The organism is Gluconacetobacter tumulicola (assembly GCF_014174215.1).
In the GTDB taxonomy this organism is placed as follows: Bacteria; Pseudomonadota; Alphaproteobacteria; order Acetobacterales; family Acetobacteraceae; genus Gluconacetobacter; species Gluconacetobacter tumulicola.
The window spans coordinates 1-14,595 of sequence record NZ_JABEQL010000029.1 but is presented as its reverse complement, the minus strand read 5'-3'; the positions used below and the strand labels follow the sequence as shown (position 1 = coordinate 14,595).

Annotated in this window: 14 protein-coding genes; 6 read left to right on the top strand and 8 right to left on the bottom strand. The window is 65.5% G+C overall.

Annotation, left to right across the window (positions count from 1 at the left end):
- Window positions 1-63: 63 nt before the first annotated feature.
- A complete protein-coding gene (gluQRS, locus tag HLH29_RS16130; protein WP_182968406.1) occupies window positions 64-987 on the bottom strand; it encodes a tRNA glutamyl-Q(34) synthetase GluQRS in 924 nt (307 codons plus the stop codon).
- Between the two features lie 177 nt (window positions 988-1,164).
- Here gluQRS and HLH29_RS16125 point away from each other — a divergent pair, with 177 nt between their 5' ends.
- Window positions 1,165-1,734 (top strand): HNH endonuclease, encoded by a 570-nt coding sequence (locus HLH29_RS16125; protein ID WP_182968405.1) that lies wholly within the window; start codon window positions 1,165-1,167, stop codon window positions 1,732-1,734.
- A gap of 130 nt (window positions 1,735-1,864) precedes the next feature.
- On the opposite strand, the gene HLH29_RS16120 is transcribed toward HLH29_RS16125, so the two are convergent.
- Entirely contained in the window at window positions 1,865-3,718 is a 1,854-nt protein-coding gene (locus HLH29_RS16120) for a methyl-accepting chemotaxis protein (RefSeq protein ID WP_182968404.1), read from the bottom strand.
- A 250-nt stretch (window positions 3,719-3,968) separates the two neighbouring features.
- Here HLH29_RS16120 and HLH29_RS16115 point away from each other — a divergent pair, with 250 nt between their 5' ends.
- From HLH29_RS16115 to HLH29_RS16100, 4 genes are all read left to right on the top strand, one after another.
- Entirely contained in the window at window positions 3,969-4,736 is a 768-nt protein-coding gene (locus tag HLH29_RS16115) for a glucose 1-dehydrogenase (protein WP_182968403.1), read from the top strand.
- Window positions 4,737-4,897: 161 nt separating this feature from the next.
- A complete protein-coding gene (locus HLH29_RS16110; protein WP_182968402.1) occupies window positions 4,898-5,167 on the top strand; it encodes an HU family DNA-binding protein in 270 nt (89 codons plus the stop codon).
- 93 nt (window positions 5,168-5,260) lie between these two features.
- A complete protein-coding gene (locus HLH29_RS16105) occupies window positions 5,261-5,581 on the top strand; it encodes a SelT/SelW/SelH family protein (RefSeq protein WP_246374330.1) in 321 nt (106 codons plus the stop codon).
- Between the two features lie 270 nt (window positions 5,582-5,851).
- Window positions 5,852-6,328 carry a GAF domain-containing protein gene (locus tag HLH29_RS16100; protein ID WP_182968401.1) on the top strand — a complete coding sequence of 159 codons (477 nt, stop codon included), beginning with the start codon at window positions 5,852-5,854 and terminating at the stop codon, window positions 6,326-6,328.
- Here the strand turns inward: HLH29_RS16100 and HLH29_RS16095 are convergent.
- Both HLH29_RS16095 and HLH29_RS16090 read right to left on the bottom strand, forming a co-directional pair.
- Window positions 6,261-7,898 (bottom strand): GGDEF domain-containing protein, encoded by a 1,638-nt coding sequence (locus HLH29_RS16095; RefSeq protein ID WP_182968400.1) that lies wholly within the window; start codon window positions 7,896-7,898, stop codon window positions 6,261-6,263. The two genes, HLH29_RS16100 and HLH29_RS16095, sit on opposite strands and share 68 nt — an antisense overlap.
- Window positions 7,885-9,030: a polyamine ABC transporter substrate-binding protein gene (locus HLH29_RS16090; RefSeq protein WP_246374329.1), complete on the bottom strand. Its 1,146-nt coding sequence runs from the start codon at window positions 9,028-9,030 to the stop codon at window positions 7,885-7,887. Before HLH29_RS16090 ends, HLH29_RS16095 begins: the two co-directional genes overlap by 14 nt.
- A gap of 426 nt (window positions 9,031-9,456) precedes the next feature.
- Here HLH29_RS16090 and HLH29_RS16085 point away from each other — a divergent pair, with 426 nt between their 5' ends.
- Entirely contained in the window at window positions 9,457-10,806 is a 1,350-nt protein-coding gene (locus HLH29_RS16085) for a cytochrome P450 (protein WP_182968399.1), read from the top strand.
- A gap of 27 nt (window positions 10,807-10,833) precedes the next feature.
- Here HLH29_RS16085 and HLH29_RS16080 read toward each other — a convergent pair whose 3' ends face one another.
- The 4 genes from HLH29_RS16080 to HLH29_RS16065 form a co-directional block, all read right to left on the bottom strand.
- Window positions 10,834-11,613: an acetoin reductase gene (locus HLH29_RS16080; protein ID WP_182968398.1), complete on the bottom strand. Its 780-nt coding sequence runs from the start codon at window positions 11,611-11,613 to the stop codon at window positions 10,834-10,836.
- A gap of 291 nt (window positions 11,614-11,904) precedes the next feature.
- The gene (locus HLH29_RS16075) at window positions 11,905-12,450 is read right to left on the bottom strand and encodes a Dps family protein (protein ID WP_182968397.1); all 546 of its coding nucleotides are present in this window, start codon (window positions 12,448-12,450) and stop codon (window positions 11,905-11,907) included.
- A 378-nt stretch (window positions 12,451-12,828) separates the two neighbouring features.
- Complete coding sequence (locus HLH29_RS16070) at window positions 12,829-13,929, bottom strand: NADH:flavin oxidoreductase/NADH oxidase (protein WP_182968396.1); 1,101 nt, start codon at window positions 13,927-13,929, stop codon at window positions 12,829-12,831.
- 35 nt (window positions 13,930-13,964) lie between these two features.
- A partial coding sequence (locus HLH29_RS16065; protein ID WP_220791552.1) for a substrate binding domain-containing protein occupies window positions 13,965-14,595 on the bottom strand: 631 nt, incomplete at its 5' end.

The following is a 14,595-nucleotide window of genomic DNA, read 5'->3' as shown; positions in this document are numbered from 1 at the left end:
GGCCGATGCGGGCGCATACCGTAATGCGAAGCGCGGGCCGAGGAAACCGCCCATCGCAGCAGATCAGGCCGGCAGGGGCGCTTTTCCCGTCGCCGCGTCGCGCACGGCCTGCGGGCTCCATCCCGCCTCGCGCAGCGCGCGCAGGGTCTGCGCCCGGTCGCGCTTGGCCAGCCGCCGGCCATCTTCATCCAGCAGCAGGGGATGGTGCAGATAATCCGGCGCGGGCCAGCCCATCAGCACCTGCAACAGGCGATGCACCGCCGTCGCGGGGCGCAGATCCTCGCCCCGCGTCACCAGGCTGACCCCCTGCAACGCGTCGTCATGAGTGACGCAGAGATGATACGAGGCCGGGCAATCCTTGCGCGCCAGCACCACATCGCCAAACGGCGCGACCGGCGCCGACAGCACCCGCCGCCCGCCCCCATCCTCCCATTCATGCCAGCTCATGACATCGCCGCCCGCCTCCCGCGTCGCGCGCGCCATGTCCAGCCGCAGCACATGCGACACGCCCCGGGCGATGCGCTCCGCCCGTTCCGCCGCCGACAGGCCACGGCAGGCGCCGCCATAAGCCAGCGTGCCGTCGGGGGCCTGATGGGGGGCATGCGCGGCCTCGGCCGCTTCGCGCTTTATATCGGCACGGGTGCAGAAACAGGGATAGAGCAGCCCACGCCCCGCCAGCCCGTCCAGCACGGCGCGATAATCCGCCATATGGTCGGACTGCCGGCGGACAGGCCCATCCGGCACGATGCCCAACCAGGCAAGATCCTCAAGGATCGCCTCTTCATATCCCACCCGGCAGCGGCCGGGATCGATATCCTCGATCCGCAACAGGAACCGCCCGCCCGACTCGCCGGCCCCCTTCCACGCCGCAAATGCTGCGGCAGCATGCCCCAGATGCAGAAAACCGGTCGGACTGGGCGCAAAACGCGTCACCCAACCCCGCCCCCCATTCGGATTTCCACCCTGAAAACAGCAGGATGCCGTCATACCGCAACGCTCCCTCACCCGCCGCCCCGTCGCCGGACCGGCACGAATGCCCCCGCCTCCCTTGCGGAAACGAGGAATATTTGCGATATAGATTGAAGGTTCTCAACGGCGCATATCATTCGGCGTTCGGATTTTGAGTAACGACGCCCGATGATGGTGTGGCGGCATCGCGAAAGGATGCGCCCCTTGCTTGCTGGCAGTCCACATTATCCGGCCTTGGTCCTGAACGCTGATTTCAGGCCGCTTTCCTATTTTCCGCTCTCGCTCTGGTCATGGCAGGATGCCATCAAGGCGGTGTTCCTCGACCGGGTCTCGGTCCTCAGCGAATATGACGAGGAAGTCCGCTCCCCCAGCCGGTCACTCCGATTACCCAGCGTCATCGCGCTGAAGGATTATATCCCGACCGCCCGCCGACCCGCCTTCACCCGCTTCAACGTCTTCCTGCGCGACAATTTCTCCTGTCAATATTGCCTGGACCGCCTGCCGACCCACGATCTGACGTTCGACCACGTCATTCCCCGCTGCAAGGGCGGCCGCACCACGTGGGAAAACGTCGTCACCGCCTGTAGCCCCTGCAATCTGATGAAGGGCTCGCGGATGCCGTATGAACTCCACATGTATCCGCGCCGCACGCCCGCCCAGCCTTCCACCTGGGAATTGCAGGAAAACGGACGCTCCTTCCCGCCGAATTACCTGCATGAGAGCTGGCGGGATTATCTATACTGGGACAGCGAACTGGATACCTGACGGCTCCCGCTCCCGCACGCCTTTCCCGACAGGCTGCCCTTGGCGGAGCCTGACCGGAAAGGCGCGATGGCCGCGATCAGTCATGCGTTTTCCACGGCCGGATATCAGGTTCAGCCGTCGCGGCGTCCCCTCACCCTGACAGCAGCGCCGGTTCCACCGTGGTTTTCCGTACCGCGACAGCCGGTCCGGAGCCGCGCGCCTCCGGCAGACGGAATGTTTCAACCAGACCGTTGAGCCGCCGCCCCTCAGTGGCCAGCCGCCGGGATGTTTCGCTGAATCTCTCGGCAACATTCGTGTTCTGCTGCGTCGTCTGATCCAGCGAACCCACGGCGGCATTGATCTCCGACAGGCTGGACGATTGCTCCTTCGCCGCCACGGCGATGGCATCCAGATGCTCCCCCATCTCGCCGATAAAATCGGAAATCGTCCGCAGCGCCCCGCTGCAATCCCTGACCCGGCTCGAGCCATCCTTCACGTCGGCGGCAGTCGCGCGGATCACGCTCCGCACATCCCGGGCGGCGTCGGCGCATTTCTGCGCGAGCAGGCGCACTTCGCTGGCCACCACGGTGAAGCCCCTGCCCGCCTCCCCGGCCCTGGCGGCCTCGACACTGGCATTCAGCGCCAGGATATTGGTCTGGAAGGCTACATTGTCGATCATGTCCACGATCGCGGCGATCCTCTCCGATCCCCGTTCGATCCGGCTCATCGCCTCCTCCGTTTCCAGCGTGACGGTGCGCGAGGTCGCCGCCGACTCGCGCGCCCGTACACCGATCCGGTGGGCATTGTCCGACCGCTCCGCCGTATCCGCCACGCTCCGGACAATCCCCGACACCGCCGCGTTCGTCTGCTCCAGCGCCGCGGCCTGACGTTCGGTCCGGCGCGCCAGATTCTCCGCCCCGGCCGCCAGTTCATGGGTCCCGTCGCGGATCACGCGGACGGCGCCCGACATCTGGCCGAAGGCCGCGCCAAGCTGGGCCAGGGACTGGTTGAAATCACCGCGCAGGGATTCGAATTCCGCCGAGAACGGGGTCGTGATCTGGAAGGAAAGATCGCCGCCCGCCATCCGCTTCAGCCCATCCGCCAGCGCGCTGGTGGCCCGCAGCAGCCATTCCCGGGCCTCGGCCTCGGCCTGCTCCTGAATGGCGACACGCTCGGCCTCCACGCGTCGGCGCTGGCCCTCGGCATCCCGCTCCAGCTCCTGCTTCGCAATGGCGGCGACACGAAAGACCTCAAGCGAACGGGAAATCGCACCGATCTCGTCCGTCCTGTCCATCGGAAAGACCAGGTCCGTCTCCCCGCCCGCCAGCCTGGTGATGGAAGTATTGATCCACTGAAGCGGCCGTAGAATCTTGTACAGAACCACAAGAACCGCCGCCAGCATCACGACGAACAGCACGGAATAAGCCGCATAGACCCGGCGGATCGTCGTCCTGTAGACAGCCTCCGACTGAACACCATACGACGCCGCATCCTTGATGCTGCCATCGAGGAACGAGGTCAGGGTCTCCGAAACCGTTTCCTCCGCCTCGACCAGATCCTGGCCGGCCGTCGCGACGGCGTGGGCATGGTCCTGGGCAACCGACCAGGTCTTGAACGTCTCGTCGTGCAGGTCCTTGTACTGGTACCATTGCTCCTGAATGTTATGGAACAGCGCCTGCTCGCGATCCGTCGTGATGAACGGAACATACTGGTCGATGGCGTGGGCGATCTTGTCCGAGGCCACGTCGCTCTCGCCCGAGAGCTTCGTGAAATCATCCTGCGACGACGCGGTAAGCTGCGTGATTTCGATGCCCCGGAAATTCTGGATCTCGGTGCGCAGGGTCGAAAGCGCCTTGATGCTCGCAAGCGACTTGTTGGTAATCGCCTCGACCCGGCCATTCACATAGGTCAGGCCCCCTATCGAAAACAGCCCGGAGAACACACAGGAAAGGGCGATAAAAAACAGAACGATACTCAACGACCCTTTGATACCAAGCGATCGCACAGGCCACCCTTTCGCTCTATCTGGCGCCCGTTTCCCAATTTGATGGACGCACGCCGCCCACGGCCGGAATGGCAGGGACACGCGCGCGAACCTACAGTCAATCCGCCGACCGAATTATGAAGATTATATTTACTTTGCCGATCGACCGTCGGTGGAGCCGCAAGCCGGCCCCCATCCTTGATCCAGATCATGGAATCCGAGCAGGCGCTCTCATCATACTGCACCCCCTTTCTGATCATGGAGCGCCGTCATGGCACGTGTTTCCGGCAAAGTCGCGATCGTCACGGGCGCATCACTCGGCATCGGCAAGGCGGCCGCCCTGATGCTGGCCCGCGAGGGCGCAAAGGTCGCCGTCGCCGACCTGAAGGAAGATGAAGGCCACGCCGTCGTGGCCGAAATCGAGGCGGCCGGGGGCGAGGCCCTGTTCGTCCCGCTGGATGTCAGCCGCGAAGATGAGTGGACGCTGGCCATCGCCGCTGTCCTGGCGCGCTTCGGGCGGCTGGATATCCTGGTCAACAATGCCGGCATCGCCTATTCCGGCACGGTGGAAAGCACCAGCCTGAACGACTGGCGCCGCGTGCAGTCGATCAATCTCGACGGCGTCTTCCTGGGCACGAAGGCCGCCGTCGCCGCGATGAAGGACCATGGCGGGTCGATCATCAACCTGTCCTCGATCGAGGGGCTGATCGGCGATCCGACCCTGGCCGCCTACAATGCCAGCAAGGGCGGCGTGCGCCTGTTCACCAAATCGGCGGCCTTGCATTGCGCCCGCTCCGGCTACCGGGTCCGCGTCAACTCGGTCCATCCCGGCTATATCTGGACCCCGATGGTCCAGGGCCTGACCGGCGAAACCGCCGACCAGCTCGCCGCCCGCAAACGGCTGGAGGCGCTGCATCCCGTGGGGCATCTGGGCGAAGCCGACGACATCGCCTACGGCATCCTCTACCTCGCCTCCGACGAATCGAAATTCATGACCGGCAGCGAACTGGTCATCGATGGCGGCTATACCGCCCAGTAAGCACCGGTTTTACAGGGCGAAGAGCTGCCGCAAGCAGCTTTTCGTCCACACACGCTTCAAAAGGCGATGTTTCAGGCACATGTCGTTACGATGGGATTAGACATTTTTCCGGTCCCGCTGCTACCGTCCCGACATCTTTAACCATTGGGACACGCTCCTCCATGAGCAAGGCTTTCATCGCCGCCGTTCTTCAGGATTCTCTTAACTGCACGGGCGTTGCTGCCGGCAAGGCCGCCAACGACCTGATCGATGCGATCGTGGCCACGTTGCACGAGGAAGGCGGGTTCACGCTCCCCTCCTTCGGCACGTTCACCGTGCACAAGACGAAGGCCCGCAAGGCACTCAATCCCCGCACCGGCGAGTCGGTAAAGGTCAAGGCCGGCAAGACCGTCCGCTTCAAGGCCAGCCCGAACCTCAAGAAGGCGGTCTGATCACCCCAACCGGCATCGGAGGGGCGGCCGGTCCGCCCCCCATGCATCCTTTGCGGGGCCGGCCGCGTTCCCACCCGGGACCGGCCGGGCGGAATGGGCCCGCCCATCGCCCTGGGAAAGCCCCCCGCCATGCCCACCCAGCACCCGCGCCTGACGATCCGCTACTGCACCCGCTGCAACTGGCTGCTGCGCGCGGCCTGGATGGCGCAGGAACTCCTCTCGACCTTCGGCGCCGCGCTGGGCGAGGTCGCACTGATCCCCGACGACAGCGGCGGCCGCTTCGAGATCATGCTGGATGGCAGCCTGCTGTGGGAACGCACGCGCGACGGCGGCTTCCCCGGCCCGAAAGAACTGAAGCAGCGCGTGCGGGACATTATAGATCCGCAACGGTCTCTAGGCCACACCGACCGCTAAAAGCCTGCCTGGAAATGCGCGCTGGCGGCGATCCGACGCGCGTTTCCTGCGCTTCGGTGCTCACGGCCATCAAGGCCGCTCCGCTCCGATGCTCAAAAACCACCGCCAGACGCGTGGCTGGCGCCACGCTTCCACTCACCATCGGAGCTTTTGCAGCCGCCTCCACGCTCCACGAACTCTGCGCGCTCTGCGCACCGTTTCTACCCCCACATTCCACTTCATCGCGCTTCGCAGTATGAGGGGCTGACGTTCGACGACCGGAGCATGTCCATGACCCATCAGCCTGCCGATCAACGCGTCACCCCCGACGACCTGCTCGGCACTGTCGAGGCGATCCTGGCCGGAGAGCCCGACCTCATCGCCAATGCGGCGAATGTCGCCGCCCTGCTGTTCGAGGCGCTGCCCCGCATCAACTGGGCCGGCTTCTATTTCCTGCGTGACGACCAGTTGGTCCTGGGGCCGTTCCAGGGCCGGGTCGCCTGCACCCGCATCCCGCTGGACAAGGGGGTCTGCGGCGCTGCGGCCAGCCGGCGCGAGACCATCGTGGTGGCGGATGTCCACGCCTTTCCCGGCCACATCGCCTGCGATGCGGCCTCGGCCTCGGAAATCGTGGTTCCGCTCATCGCCGGCGACCGGCTGATCGGGGTTCTGGATATCGACAGCCCGATCCGCGACCGCTTCACGCCGCAGGACCGGAAACTTGTGGAAGAGGTGGCCGCATTGCTCGTCCGCGCTCTTCCGGCATGACGCTCCGCTCCAAGGTCACCACGGCGGTGCCATCGCGGGGCAGGTCGGCATGGAAGGCCACCGTATTCCGGCCCGCGGCCTTGGCATGATACATCGCATGGTCCGCGCACGATAACAGATGCGCCGGTGTATCGGCGTCGTCCGGCACCGCCGCCACCCCGATGCTGGCCGTCACGGGATAGGTGACGGCATCGACGCGGAAGCCGCCGCGAAACTTCAACAGAAACGCATCGATCAGCGTCGTGACCACGTCCCCACGCGGATCGGCCAGGATCAACGCGCTGAACTCGTCGCCCGACAGCCGCGCCACGACCCCCATCGCCCCGGCACCGCCCTCGGTCGCATCGCACACCGTGGCGGTCAAGGCATTCGCCACCGCGCCCAGCAGGGCATCTCCGGTCCTGTGGCCATGCACGTCATTGACCTGCTTGAAATTGTCCAGGTCGATGAACAGCATCGTCAACGGGCGGCCGGTCGTGACGCTGATATGAAAGAACTGGTCCAGCTTGTCGTTGAAATAGATCCGGTTGCCGATCCCGGTCACCGAATCCGTCTCGTACAATTGCCGGATCTGGCGCAGCGATCGCGTCAACTGGCCATGCAGCATCCGCACATTCGCCGCCAGCCGGCCGACTTCTCCCATGTCGGGCACGTCGATATCGTTCCGGCGATTTTCCGTGATCGCCGTCACCTGGCGGTCCAGTTCCTCGACCGGTGCGATGACATAGCGGCGCACCAGCATCATCAGCACCCACACCGACACCAGGCTGAGACCGATGACAAACAGGCCGGTCACGGCGGCGAAGCGCGTCAGCGGGCCGCGCAGATAGGCGACGGAGGGGGTTTCATGCGCATAGAGGCCCGGAGCCAGCTCGGTACCGGCGGATAATTCCCGATACGATATCTGCGGCGTGCCGCTCAGTTCGACCGGCGCGCCATATTCGTGGGCCATGGTGCGCCGGATCTTCTCGAAACGGCCAGGCCGCACCGCAACCTGCATGACGAGCGACTGATCCGGCTGCGGCCCCACAAGCCCCACGCCCCCCGTGCGCGCCTGCACCTTCGCCGCCATCACCAGATAGGTCGTGTCATCCCCTTCGGTCACCAGTCCCGAACGCAAGGCCACCTCGTCGTTCAGCACCGCATGCGCGAAGGCCGACTGGCCCGTCCCCAGTATCTGGAACGGGTCGGACCCGTTGTCGAAATAGAAGATCTGCCTGCCATCCGACTGAAAGACGCTGCACGACACGCTCGTCCCGTCATTGGGAACCAGCGATTGCAGACTGTCCTGGACACCGATCGCCAGAACCCTCGTCCGGTATTCGGCGTCGCTTTCATCGATAAAGGTCAGGAAGGCGGAGCTGTTGCGCACGACATACAGCAATTGCGAATCCAGCGACGCATATTCGGCATAGGCGCTCTGGAGCTGTGACAGATTCTGCTGAAGCCTGGCCATGTTCTGCGTGATCAGGGCATGGCGATAGCCCAGATACGCCGCCCCGCCCGCCAGGATATGACCCAGCAGGACAATGGGGAACAGGACCGCGAACGCGCGTCTATTGAGTGTCATGGATCGTCAGCAGGGCACTGAGGATACGGCGCCGCAACGGCAGGCTGTCGGTCGGAAAGGGCCCGCGATAGATGATGGGATAGCCCGGCGGCGGATAGATCTGCGGGTCGTCGCGCATCGTACCCGGCAGCAATGCGGCCGCATGCGGGTTGGTCGGCGGCTGGCGCAGGAAGATGGCGTTCGCCGCCCCATTGTCCGGCTGCGCCAGAAACGCGACGAACCGTTCCGCCAGGCCCGGATTATGCGCACGCTTCAGCACGACCAGGCAGTCGGTCCACACCATCGCCCCCTCGCGCGGCGTCACGAAACGCCAGACCTCCTTTCCCCCGCCGGCCATGTTCAATGTCTTCTGGTCTCCCGTTCCGCCCAGGCCGATAAAGATCTGGCCCCTTACATCCCGACGCTGCTGCGCGGTCGATGGCAGCCCGTAGGTCAGCACGGCGGGCGCCTGCGCGCGCAGCAGTTCGAAGGCCCGCCGCAGGTCTCCCGGATCGCCGCTGTTCATCGGGCGTCCCATGAAATTCAGGGCGGCAGCCAGCAATTCCTCCTGGTCGTCGGTCATGGCGATATGCCCCACCAGGGCGGGCCCCGGCTTCAGCAGATCCGCCCAGGATTGCGGGGCCTCCTTCAGACGATCGGCGCGGTAGACGATCCCGGTATTCCCCCAGCTATAGGGCACGCCGTAGCGCCCGCACATGCCGCGCCACCGCTCCTCGCTCCGCGCCGTCTCGGGCAGCGACAGGCCGGACTGGTCCAGCAGCAGCCCCCGCTCGCCAAATGCCTGGACATGCGCACTGTCGATCACGGCCAGATCGATCGGCGCATTGACATTCGCGATCAGCAGGTCCCGCCGGTCTCCATTATCAAAGACGATCTGGTTGATCTCGACGCCGGTCATGGCTGTCCATGCCCGCACCAATTCGGGACTGATTCCCCATTTCCAGACAAGCAGGTTCAAGGCATTGGCATGCGCCTCGAAAGGCCGCAGGACCGACAGGACCAGCATGAAAACGCCCGTCCCCAGCAGGACAGGCCAACGGGAAGACCGGCCCGCCGATGCCCCGACGCGACCAGCCGCCAACGCCGCACTCAGCCCCCGGCGGCACACCCGCCCGGCAGATCGCCCTTTCAAACAGCCTTCCCGACAGGCGCGCACGCTATACCAATCCGTCAAAAAATCGCCTCGTCCGGCAGTGTTGTGTCCGCATGCCCATATCGGTCGTCACAACGAAGAAAGACGAGCAATCTCAACCGAGCCGCCGCCAAGTATCGCCGACGTGCTATTACGCATTTCGCTCTCGCAATCAACTCTCCGGAAGCGGCGGCGCACGCGGCAGGCTGGAATTGCCGAACGCCTTATAATCCCTACCACAATCGCGCACACACGACAGAAGTTTATTTCGATCTTGAATCAATGATTATAATTGACGGCAATATTGATAACAATGATGCGCCCCTGGATCGCGGAGAGCGATCGCACCCCTCCCGCGCACCCTCCATGCTTTCCCGCCCACACCGGTTTGGATAGTCTGGCCGCCCGTCCAGCAAAGGTCCGCGCGTGCTCGACTCCTCCCCCCTCGTTCCACCGATGCCGCCTCTTCTGTCGGAAGGCGCCGGGGGCCTCCGCGTTCTGGCTGCGCTGCGCCGCAACGGCTATTCGGCCTTTCCGCCCCGTTGCCTGACGGAGCCGGTCGTCAGCCTGCGCGCGCTCGGCCGTCCGCTGGTACTGGCCGCCGGGCCTGATTCCATGCAGGCCATCCTGACGTCGGATGCCGGGCATTATCGCCGCATGCGCGTCGGCCAGCGCGTTCTCAGCCCCATCGTCGGGCGCGGCCTGCTGGTCAGCGAGGGCGATACGTGGCGGCGGCAGCGCCGCGCCATGGCCCCGGCCTTCACGCCGCGCACGGTGCCGGTGCTGGCCGGGCATATCGCCGCCTGCGCCGAACGGGGCTGCCGCGGCCTGGACACCGACCGGCCGGTCGATCTGTTCTCCGCCATGCGGCGCCTGGCGCTGGATGTCGCTGCGGTGTCCATGTTCTCGCTGGACATCGGGGCATTCGACCAGCCCCTGCGCGATTCCGTCACCCGTTTCATGACCGGCATCGGCACCCCGCGCCCGTCCGACTTCCTGCTCCCGCCCCGCACGCCCACCCTGCTGGGCTGGCGGCGCGCGCGCTTCCGCCGCCAATGGGTGGCACTGATCGGCCGGATCATCGCCGCCCGCCGCACGCCGGGTCCGGCGGAGGCCCCGCGTGACCTGTTCGACCTGATGCAGGCGGCATTCGGCGACCAGGACGGCGGCACCACCTCCGAACTGATCGACGAAGTCGCCACCATGATCGTCGCCGGGCACGAAACGACGGCATCGGTCCTGTTCTGGGCCTGCCTGCTGCTGGCCCAATCCCCCCGCTGGCAGGACGAAGTGGCGCGGGAAGCGCGCGACAAGGACCTGACGCCGGATGGCGCCGCCACCTCCCTGCCCGCCCTGCACGCCACCACCGCCGTGGTGCGCGAAACGCTGCGCCTCTATCCACCCGCCTTCATGAGCGGCCGGGAAACGGTGGGCGAGACCGAACTCTGCGGCCACACCCTGCCCGGCAACGCGATGGTGCTGCTGCCGTTCTGGATGCTGCACCGCAATCCCGCCTTGTGGGACGCCCCCGCGCAATTCGATCCCCAACGCTTCCTGGACCGCCCCGATCCGCCACGCTTCACCTTCCTGCCGTTCGGCGCCGGCCCGCATGTCTGTATCGGGGCGCAGCTGGCCATGACCGAGGCCGTGCTGGTGCTGGCGCGGCTGCTCCAGGATTTCGCCCTCACCCTCGCCGACCATCGGCCGGTGCTGCCGGTGGGGGTGCTGTCGACGCGGCCCGACCACGCCCCGGCCTTCCGGCTGCGCCGCCGCTGACAGCACGCCCATCCACGCGGCTGGCGGTCAGCGATACACCATCCCGCCATCGATCAGGACCGACTGGCCGGTCATGTAATCGGAATCGGGGCCCGAGAGGTACGACACCAGCCCTGCCACATCCTCCGGCGTTTCCGCCCGGCCCAGGGCGATGCCGTCGACATATTTGCGGAACGTCGCCCCCTTCTCCGCTCCCGTGATCTCGGAGAACAGCCGGTCGATCTCCACCCACATATCCGTCCCCACCACGCCGGGGCAGTAGGCATTCACCGTAATGCCCTTGCTGGCATATTCCTTCGCCGCCGCCTGGGTCAGCCCGCGCACGGCGAATTTCGTCGCCGAATAGACGCCCAGCAGCGCAAACCCGTCATGCCCCGCGATCGAGCATGCATTGATGATCTTGCCTTTCCGGCCGGTCGCGATGAACCGGTCGGCCGCCGCCTGGATGCCCCACAGCACGCCCTGGACATTGATGCGGAAAATCCGCTCCACATCCTCCGGCGTTACCGACGCCAGCGCCTTGACCTGCGCGATGCCGGCATTGTTGACCATGATGTCGAAGCCGCCCAGCGCCTGCGCAGCGTGGTCGACCGCCGCCCGCACCTGCTCGCGGTCGCCCACATCGGCGACAAAGATCGTGGCCTTGCGCCCGATCGCCTCGATCTCGGCCGCCACCGAGGTCAGCGCCTCGGCCTTGAGATCGACCAGCGCCACATCGGCGCCGTCCCGTGCCAGGCGCAGGGCAATGCCCCGGCCAATTCCCTGGGCCCCGCCCGTGACCAGCGCGACCTTCCCTGCGATTGCCATGCAATCTTCTCCCGTTCAGCCATGCGAACCGCCGGCTACCGGGCATGAGATCGCCACAGGCCCATGCGACGCGAAAGAGGCCGCACCCACCCTCTCGCGCCCTCGTGACAGGCCCGCGCAACACCTGTCGCGGACCTGCGACACAGTGGCTGGTGGAGAGAACATCAGAAGCAGGATCACGATGGCCGGAAGGCGGCCACCGGAAACATCACGCCCGCCCCACAACGGTGCCGCACAGGGGCACCGTCGCGGACCGTTGGCCGTCCCTACAGGGATGCGCGCGTCGCGCCGTCAGTCATTGCCGCCAAAGGCGGGGCGCGTGGATTCGAACAGGAACCATGTCCGGCGCTCGGTTTCGTCGATCCAGACTTCCAGCAGGCTCGCCGTCGCCACGTCGCCGCCCTCGTCGCAGATCGCATGCACCGCGCGCAGGCGGCCGGTCAGCGCCAGATTGTCCTCGCGCAGTTCGGCCAGCATGTCTTCCGGGGTGACATAGAGCGCATCATTGTCCGCCACCTTGGTCAGGCGGCTGATCTCGCCGATCGAATGCAGGGTCGTGCCCCCCAGCTTGCGCGCGCGCTCGGCCAGCGGATCGGTCATGGCGAAGATCTGGTCGCTCTGCTCGTCCAGCAGCACATGGAAGTCGCGGAAATGGCGGCCGCTCATATGCCAGTGGAAATTCTTGGTCTTGATATAGAGCGCGAAGACATCGGCCAGAACCGTCCGCAAACCGGCGGAAATGGCCTCGACCGCGTCTTTCTTCAGGTCGGTCGGTGTCCCGAGATAGGTGTGAACATGGGCCTCGCCGGCAGCCAGGACTTTGGTCTTGTTCGACATTGTCTTCTCCATGAACATGACGTTCAACAGGCCATGTGGGCATCGGCCGCGATGTCGGCAACCCCGATCCCCGGCCGTCACGCAACAATCATATCCGGCATGCTCGGGCATCCCGGCTCCGGAATCCTGCGGATTTCCGCCCCCCGACAGGTCCATCTCCTGACGGCCCGCCTTTCTCCACCGCCGCATGCCCATACCGGGCGTGTCACCCCTTTCATGTTGCAATTGATATTCATTCTTATTATTGATCGGAAACTCACGGCGTCACGACAGTTTCCCAACCGTCGATTTCCCAACCCTCGCGCCGTGAAACCTCCCGCGGCATCGCCATCCTCCCGATGGCGGTGCCGTTTTTTCATCCCGCCGCACAACCGGTCGTCACACCGAGAACAGGTCCCGGTAGCGCGCGGGCTGGCAGCGCAGATACTGCTCCGGCGCCTTCACCCGCGCCACCAGATGCGCCGCCGCATGCCAGGGCCAGCGCGGGTCATACAGGATCGTCCGCGCCAGCCCGACCATGTCGGCATCCCCAGTGGCGACAATCGCCTCGGCCTGGTCGAAATCGGTGATCAGCCCCACCGCCACCACCGGCACATCCACCTGCTGCCGCACCGCACGGGCCAGCGGAACCTGATAGCTGGGCGCCACCGGAATATCCTGCAACGGGCTCAACCCCGCGCTGGAAACATGCACGGCATCGCACCCGCGCGCCTTCAGGCACTGCGCAAAGGCCACGGTCTGGTCGATCGTCCAGCCCCCCTCGACCCAGTCGGTGCCCGAAACACGGACCGAGACAGGCTTGTCGGGAAAGGCCTGGCGCACGGCATCGAACACTTCCAGCGGAAAGCGCATCCGGTTTTCCAGCGTGCCGCCATATTCGTCGTCCCGCCGGTTGGACAGCGGCGAGAGAAACTGATGCAGCAGATAGCCATGCGCAGCGTGAAGCTGCACCAGATCCAGCCCCAGCCGCGCCGCCCGCTTCGCCGATGCCGCAAAGGCCTCGCGCACCCGCCGCATCCCCTCGCGATCCAGGGCGGCCGGCGCATGCGTATCCGGCGTAAACGCCAGTGCGGACGGCGCCACCGTCTGCCATCCGTTCGCGGCATCGGGCGCGATCTGCCGCCCGCCCTTCCACGGCACCTCGCACGATGCCTTGCGCCCGGCATGGGAAAGCTGGATGCCGACCGGCATGTCCGACCACGCCCGGACACTGTCCAGCACGCGGCGCAGCGCCTCTTCCGTGCCGTCATCCCACAGCCCGACATCGCCATAGGTGATGCGCCCTTCAGGCAGGACCGACGTGGCCTCGATCGTCAACAGGCCGGCACCCGACAGCGCCAGATTGCCCAGATGGATCAGATGCCAGTCCGTCATCCGGCCCTCGACGGCCGAATACTGGCACATCGGGGCGATGACGATGCGGTTGGCCAGCGTCAGCCCGCCAATCCCGATCGGTTGGAACAGCCTCGATTGCGGCATGGATGCCCTCCTTCGATGTTTCGGCGTGTCTCGCCCTACGCGGCCCGGTAGGAAAACCCGCCGCAGCGCCTCAGATATGCGCGCAATTCGCGCAGGAACACATCCACATTCGCCCGCGCCCCCTGGCGGTGAGGCCGCAGCGCGTAGAAATCAATCCCCTCCCCCGAAAGCTCCGGCAGGACATGCACCAGCTTGCCGGATTTCAGATCGTCATGGACATCGCACATCAGCTTGTAGGCAATCCCCTGCCCCGACAACGCCCAGTCATGGATGACCTCGCAGCTCGTCGAGGACAGGCGCGGCTGCACCGTGACCACTTCCCGGTTCTCCTCGTCGCCGAATGCCCAGCGATTGACGAGGGTCATCGACTTGCTGCGCCGCAGGCACAAGCAATCATGCGCCGCGAGGTCCTGCAGCGTCGCGGGGGCAGGATGGTGCGCCAGATAGCCCGGCGAGGCGCAGAGAATGCGCGTCGTCGAGGCCAGATGCGTCACGATGGCGGTCGGCATGTCGGGCATGCCCAGCCGCACGATCAGGTCGAGGCAGTCGCCGAATTCAGGGCCTATCCTGAATTTCGTGTGTTTGGTGTGATGCTGAGGAAGGAGAAGCATCATGGCCCGACGCAAGAAGCCGGTGATCCCTGACGATGTTCTGGACCAGGTTCTG

Coding starts and splice junctions, on each gene's coding strand:
- gluQRS (WP_182968406.1), bottom strand. CDS start 987: ATGACGGCATCCTGCTGTTTTCAGGGTGGAAATCCGAATGGGGGGCGG.
- HLH29_RS16125 (WP_182968405.1), top strand. CDS start 1,165: ATGCGCCCCTTGCTTGCTGGCAGTCCACATTATCCGGCCTTGGTCCTG.
- HLH29_RS16115 (WP_182968403.1), top strand. CDS start 3,969: ATGGCACGTGTTTCCGGCAAAGTCGCGATCGTCACGGGCGCATCACTC.
- HLH29_RS16110 (WP_182968402.1), top strand. CDS start 4,898: ATGAGCAAGGCTTTCATCGCCGCCGTTCTTCAGGATTCTCTTAACTGC.
- HLH29_RS16105 (WP_246374330.1), top strand. CDS start 5,261: ATGGGCCCGCCCATCGCCCTGGGAAAGCCCCCCGCCATGCCCACCCAG.
- HLH29_RS16100 (WP_182968401.1), top strand. CDS start 5,852: ATGACCCATCAGCCTGCCGATCAACGCGTCACCCCCGACGACCTGCTC.
- HLH29_RS16095 (WP_182968400.1), bottom strand. CDS start 7,898: ATGACACTCAATAGACGCGCGTTCGCGGTCCTGTTCCCCATTGTCCTG.
- HLH29_RS16080 (WP_182968398.1), bottom strand. CDS start 11,613: ATGGCAATCGCAGGGAAGGTCGCGCTGGTCACGGGCGGGGCCCAGGGA.
- HLH29_RS16075 (WP_182968397.1), bottom strand. CDS start 12,450: ATGTCGAACAAGACCAAAGTCCTGGCTGCCGGCGAGGCCCATGTTCAC.
- HLH29_RS16070 (WP_182968396.1), bottom strand. CDS start 13,929: ATGCCGCAATCGAGGCTGTTCCAACCGATCGGGATTGGCGGGCTGACG.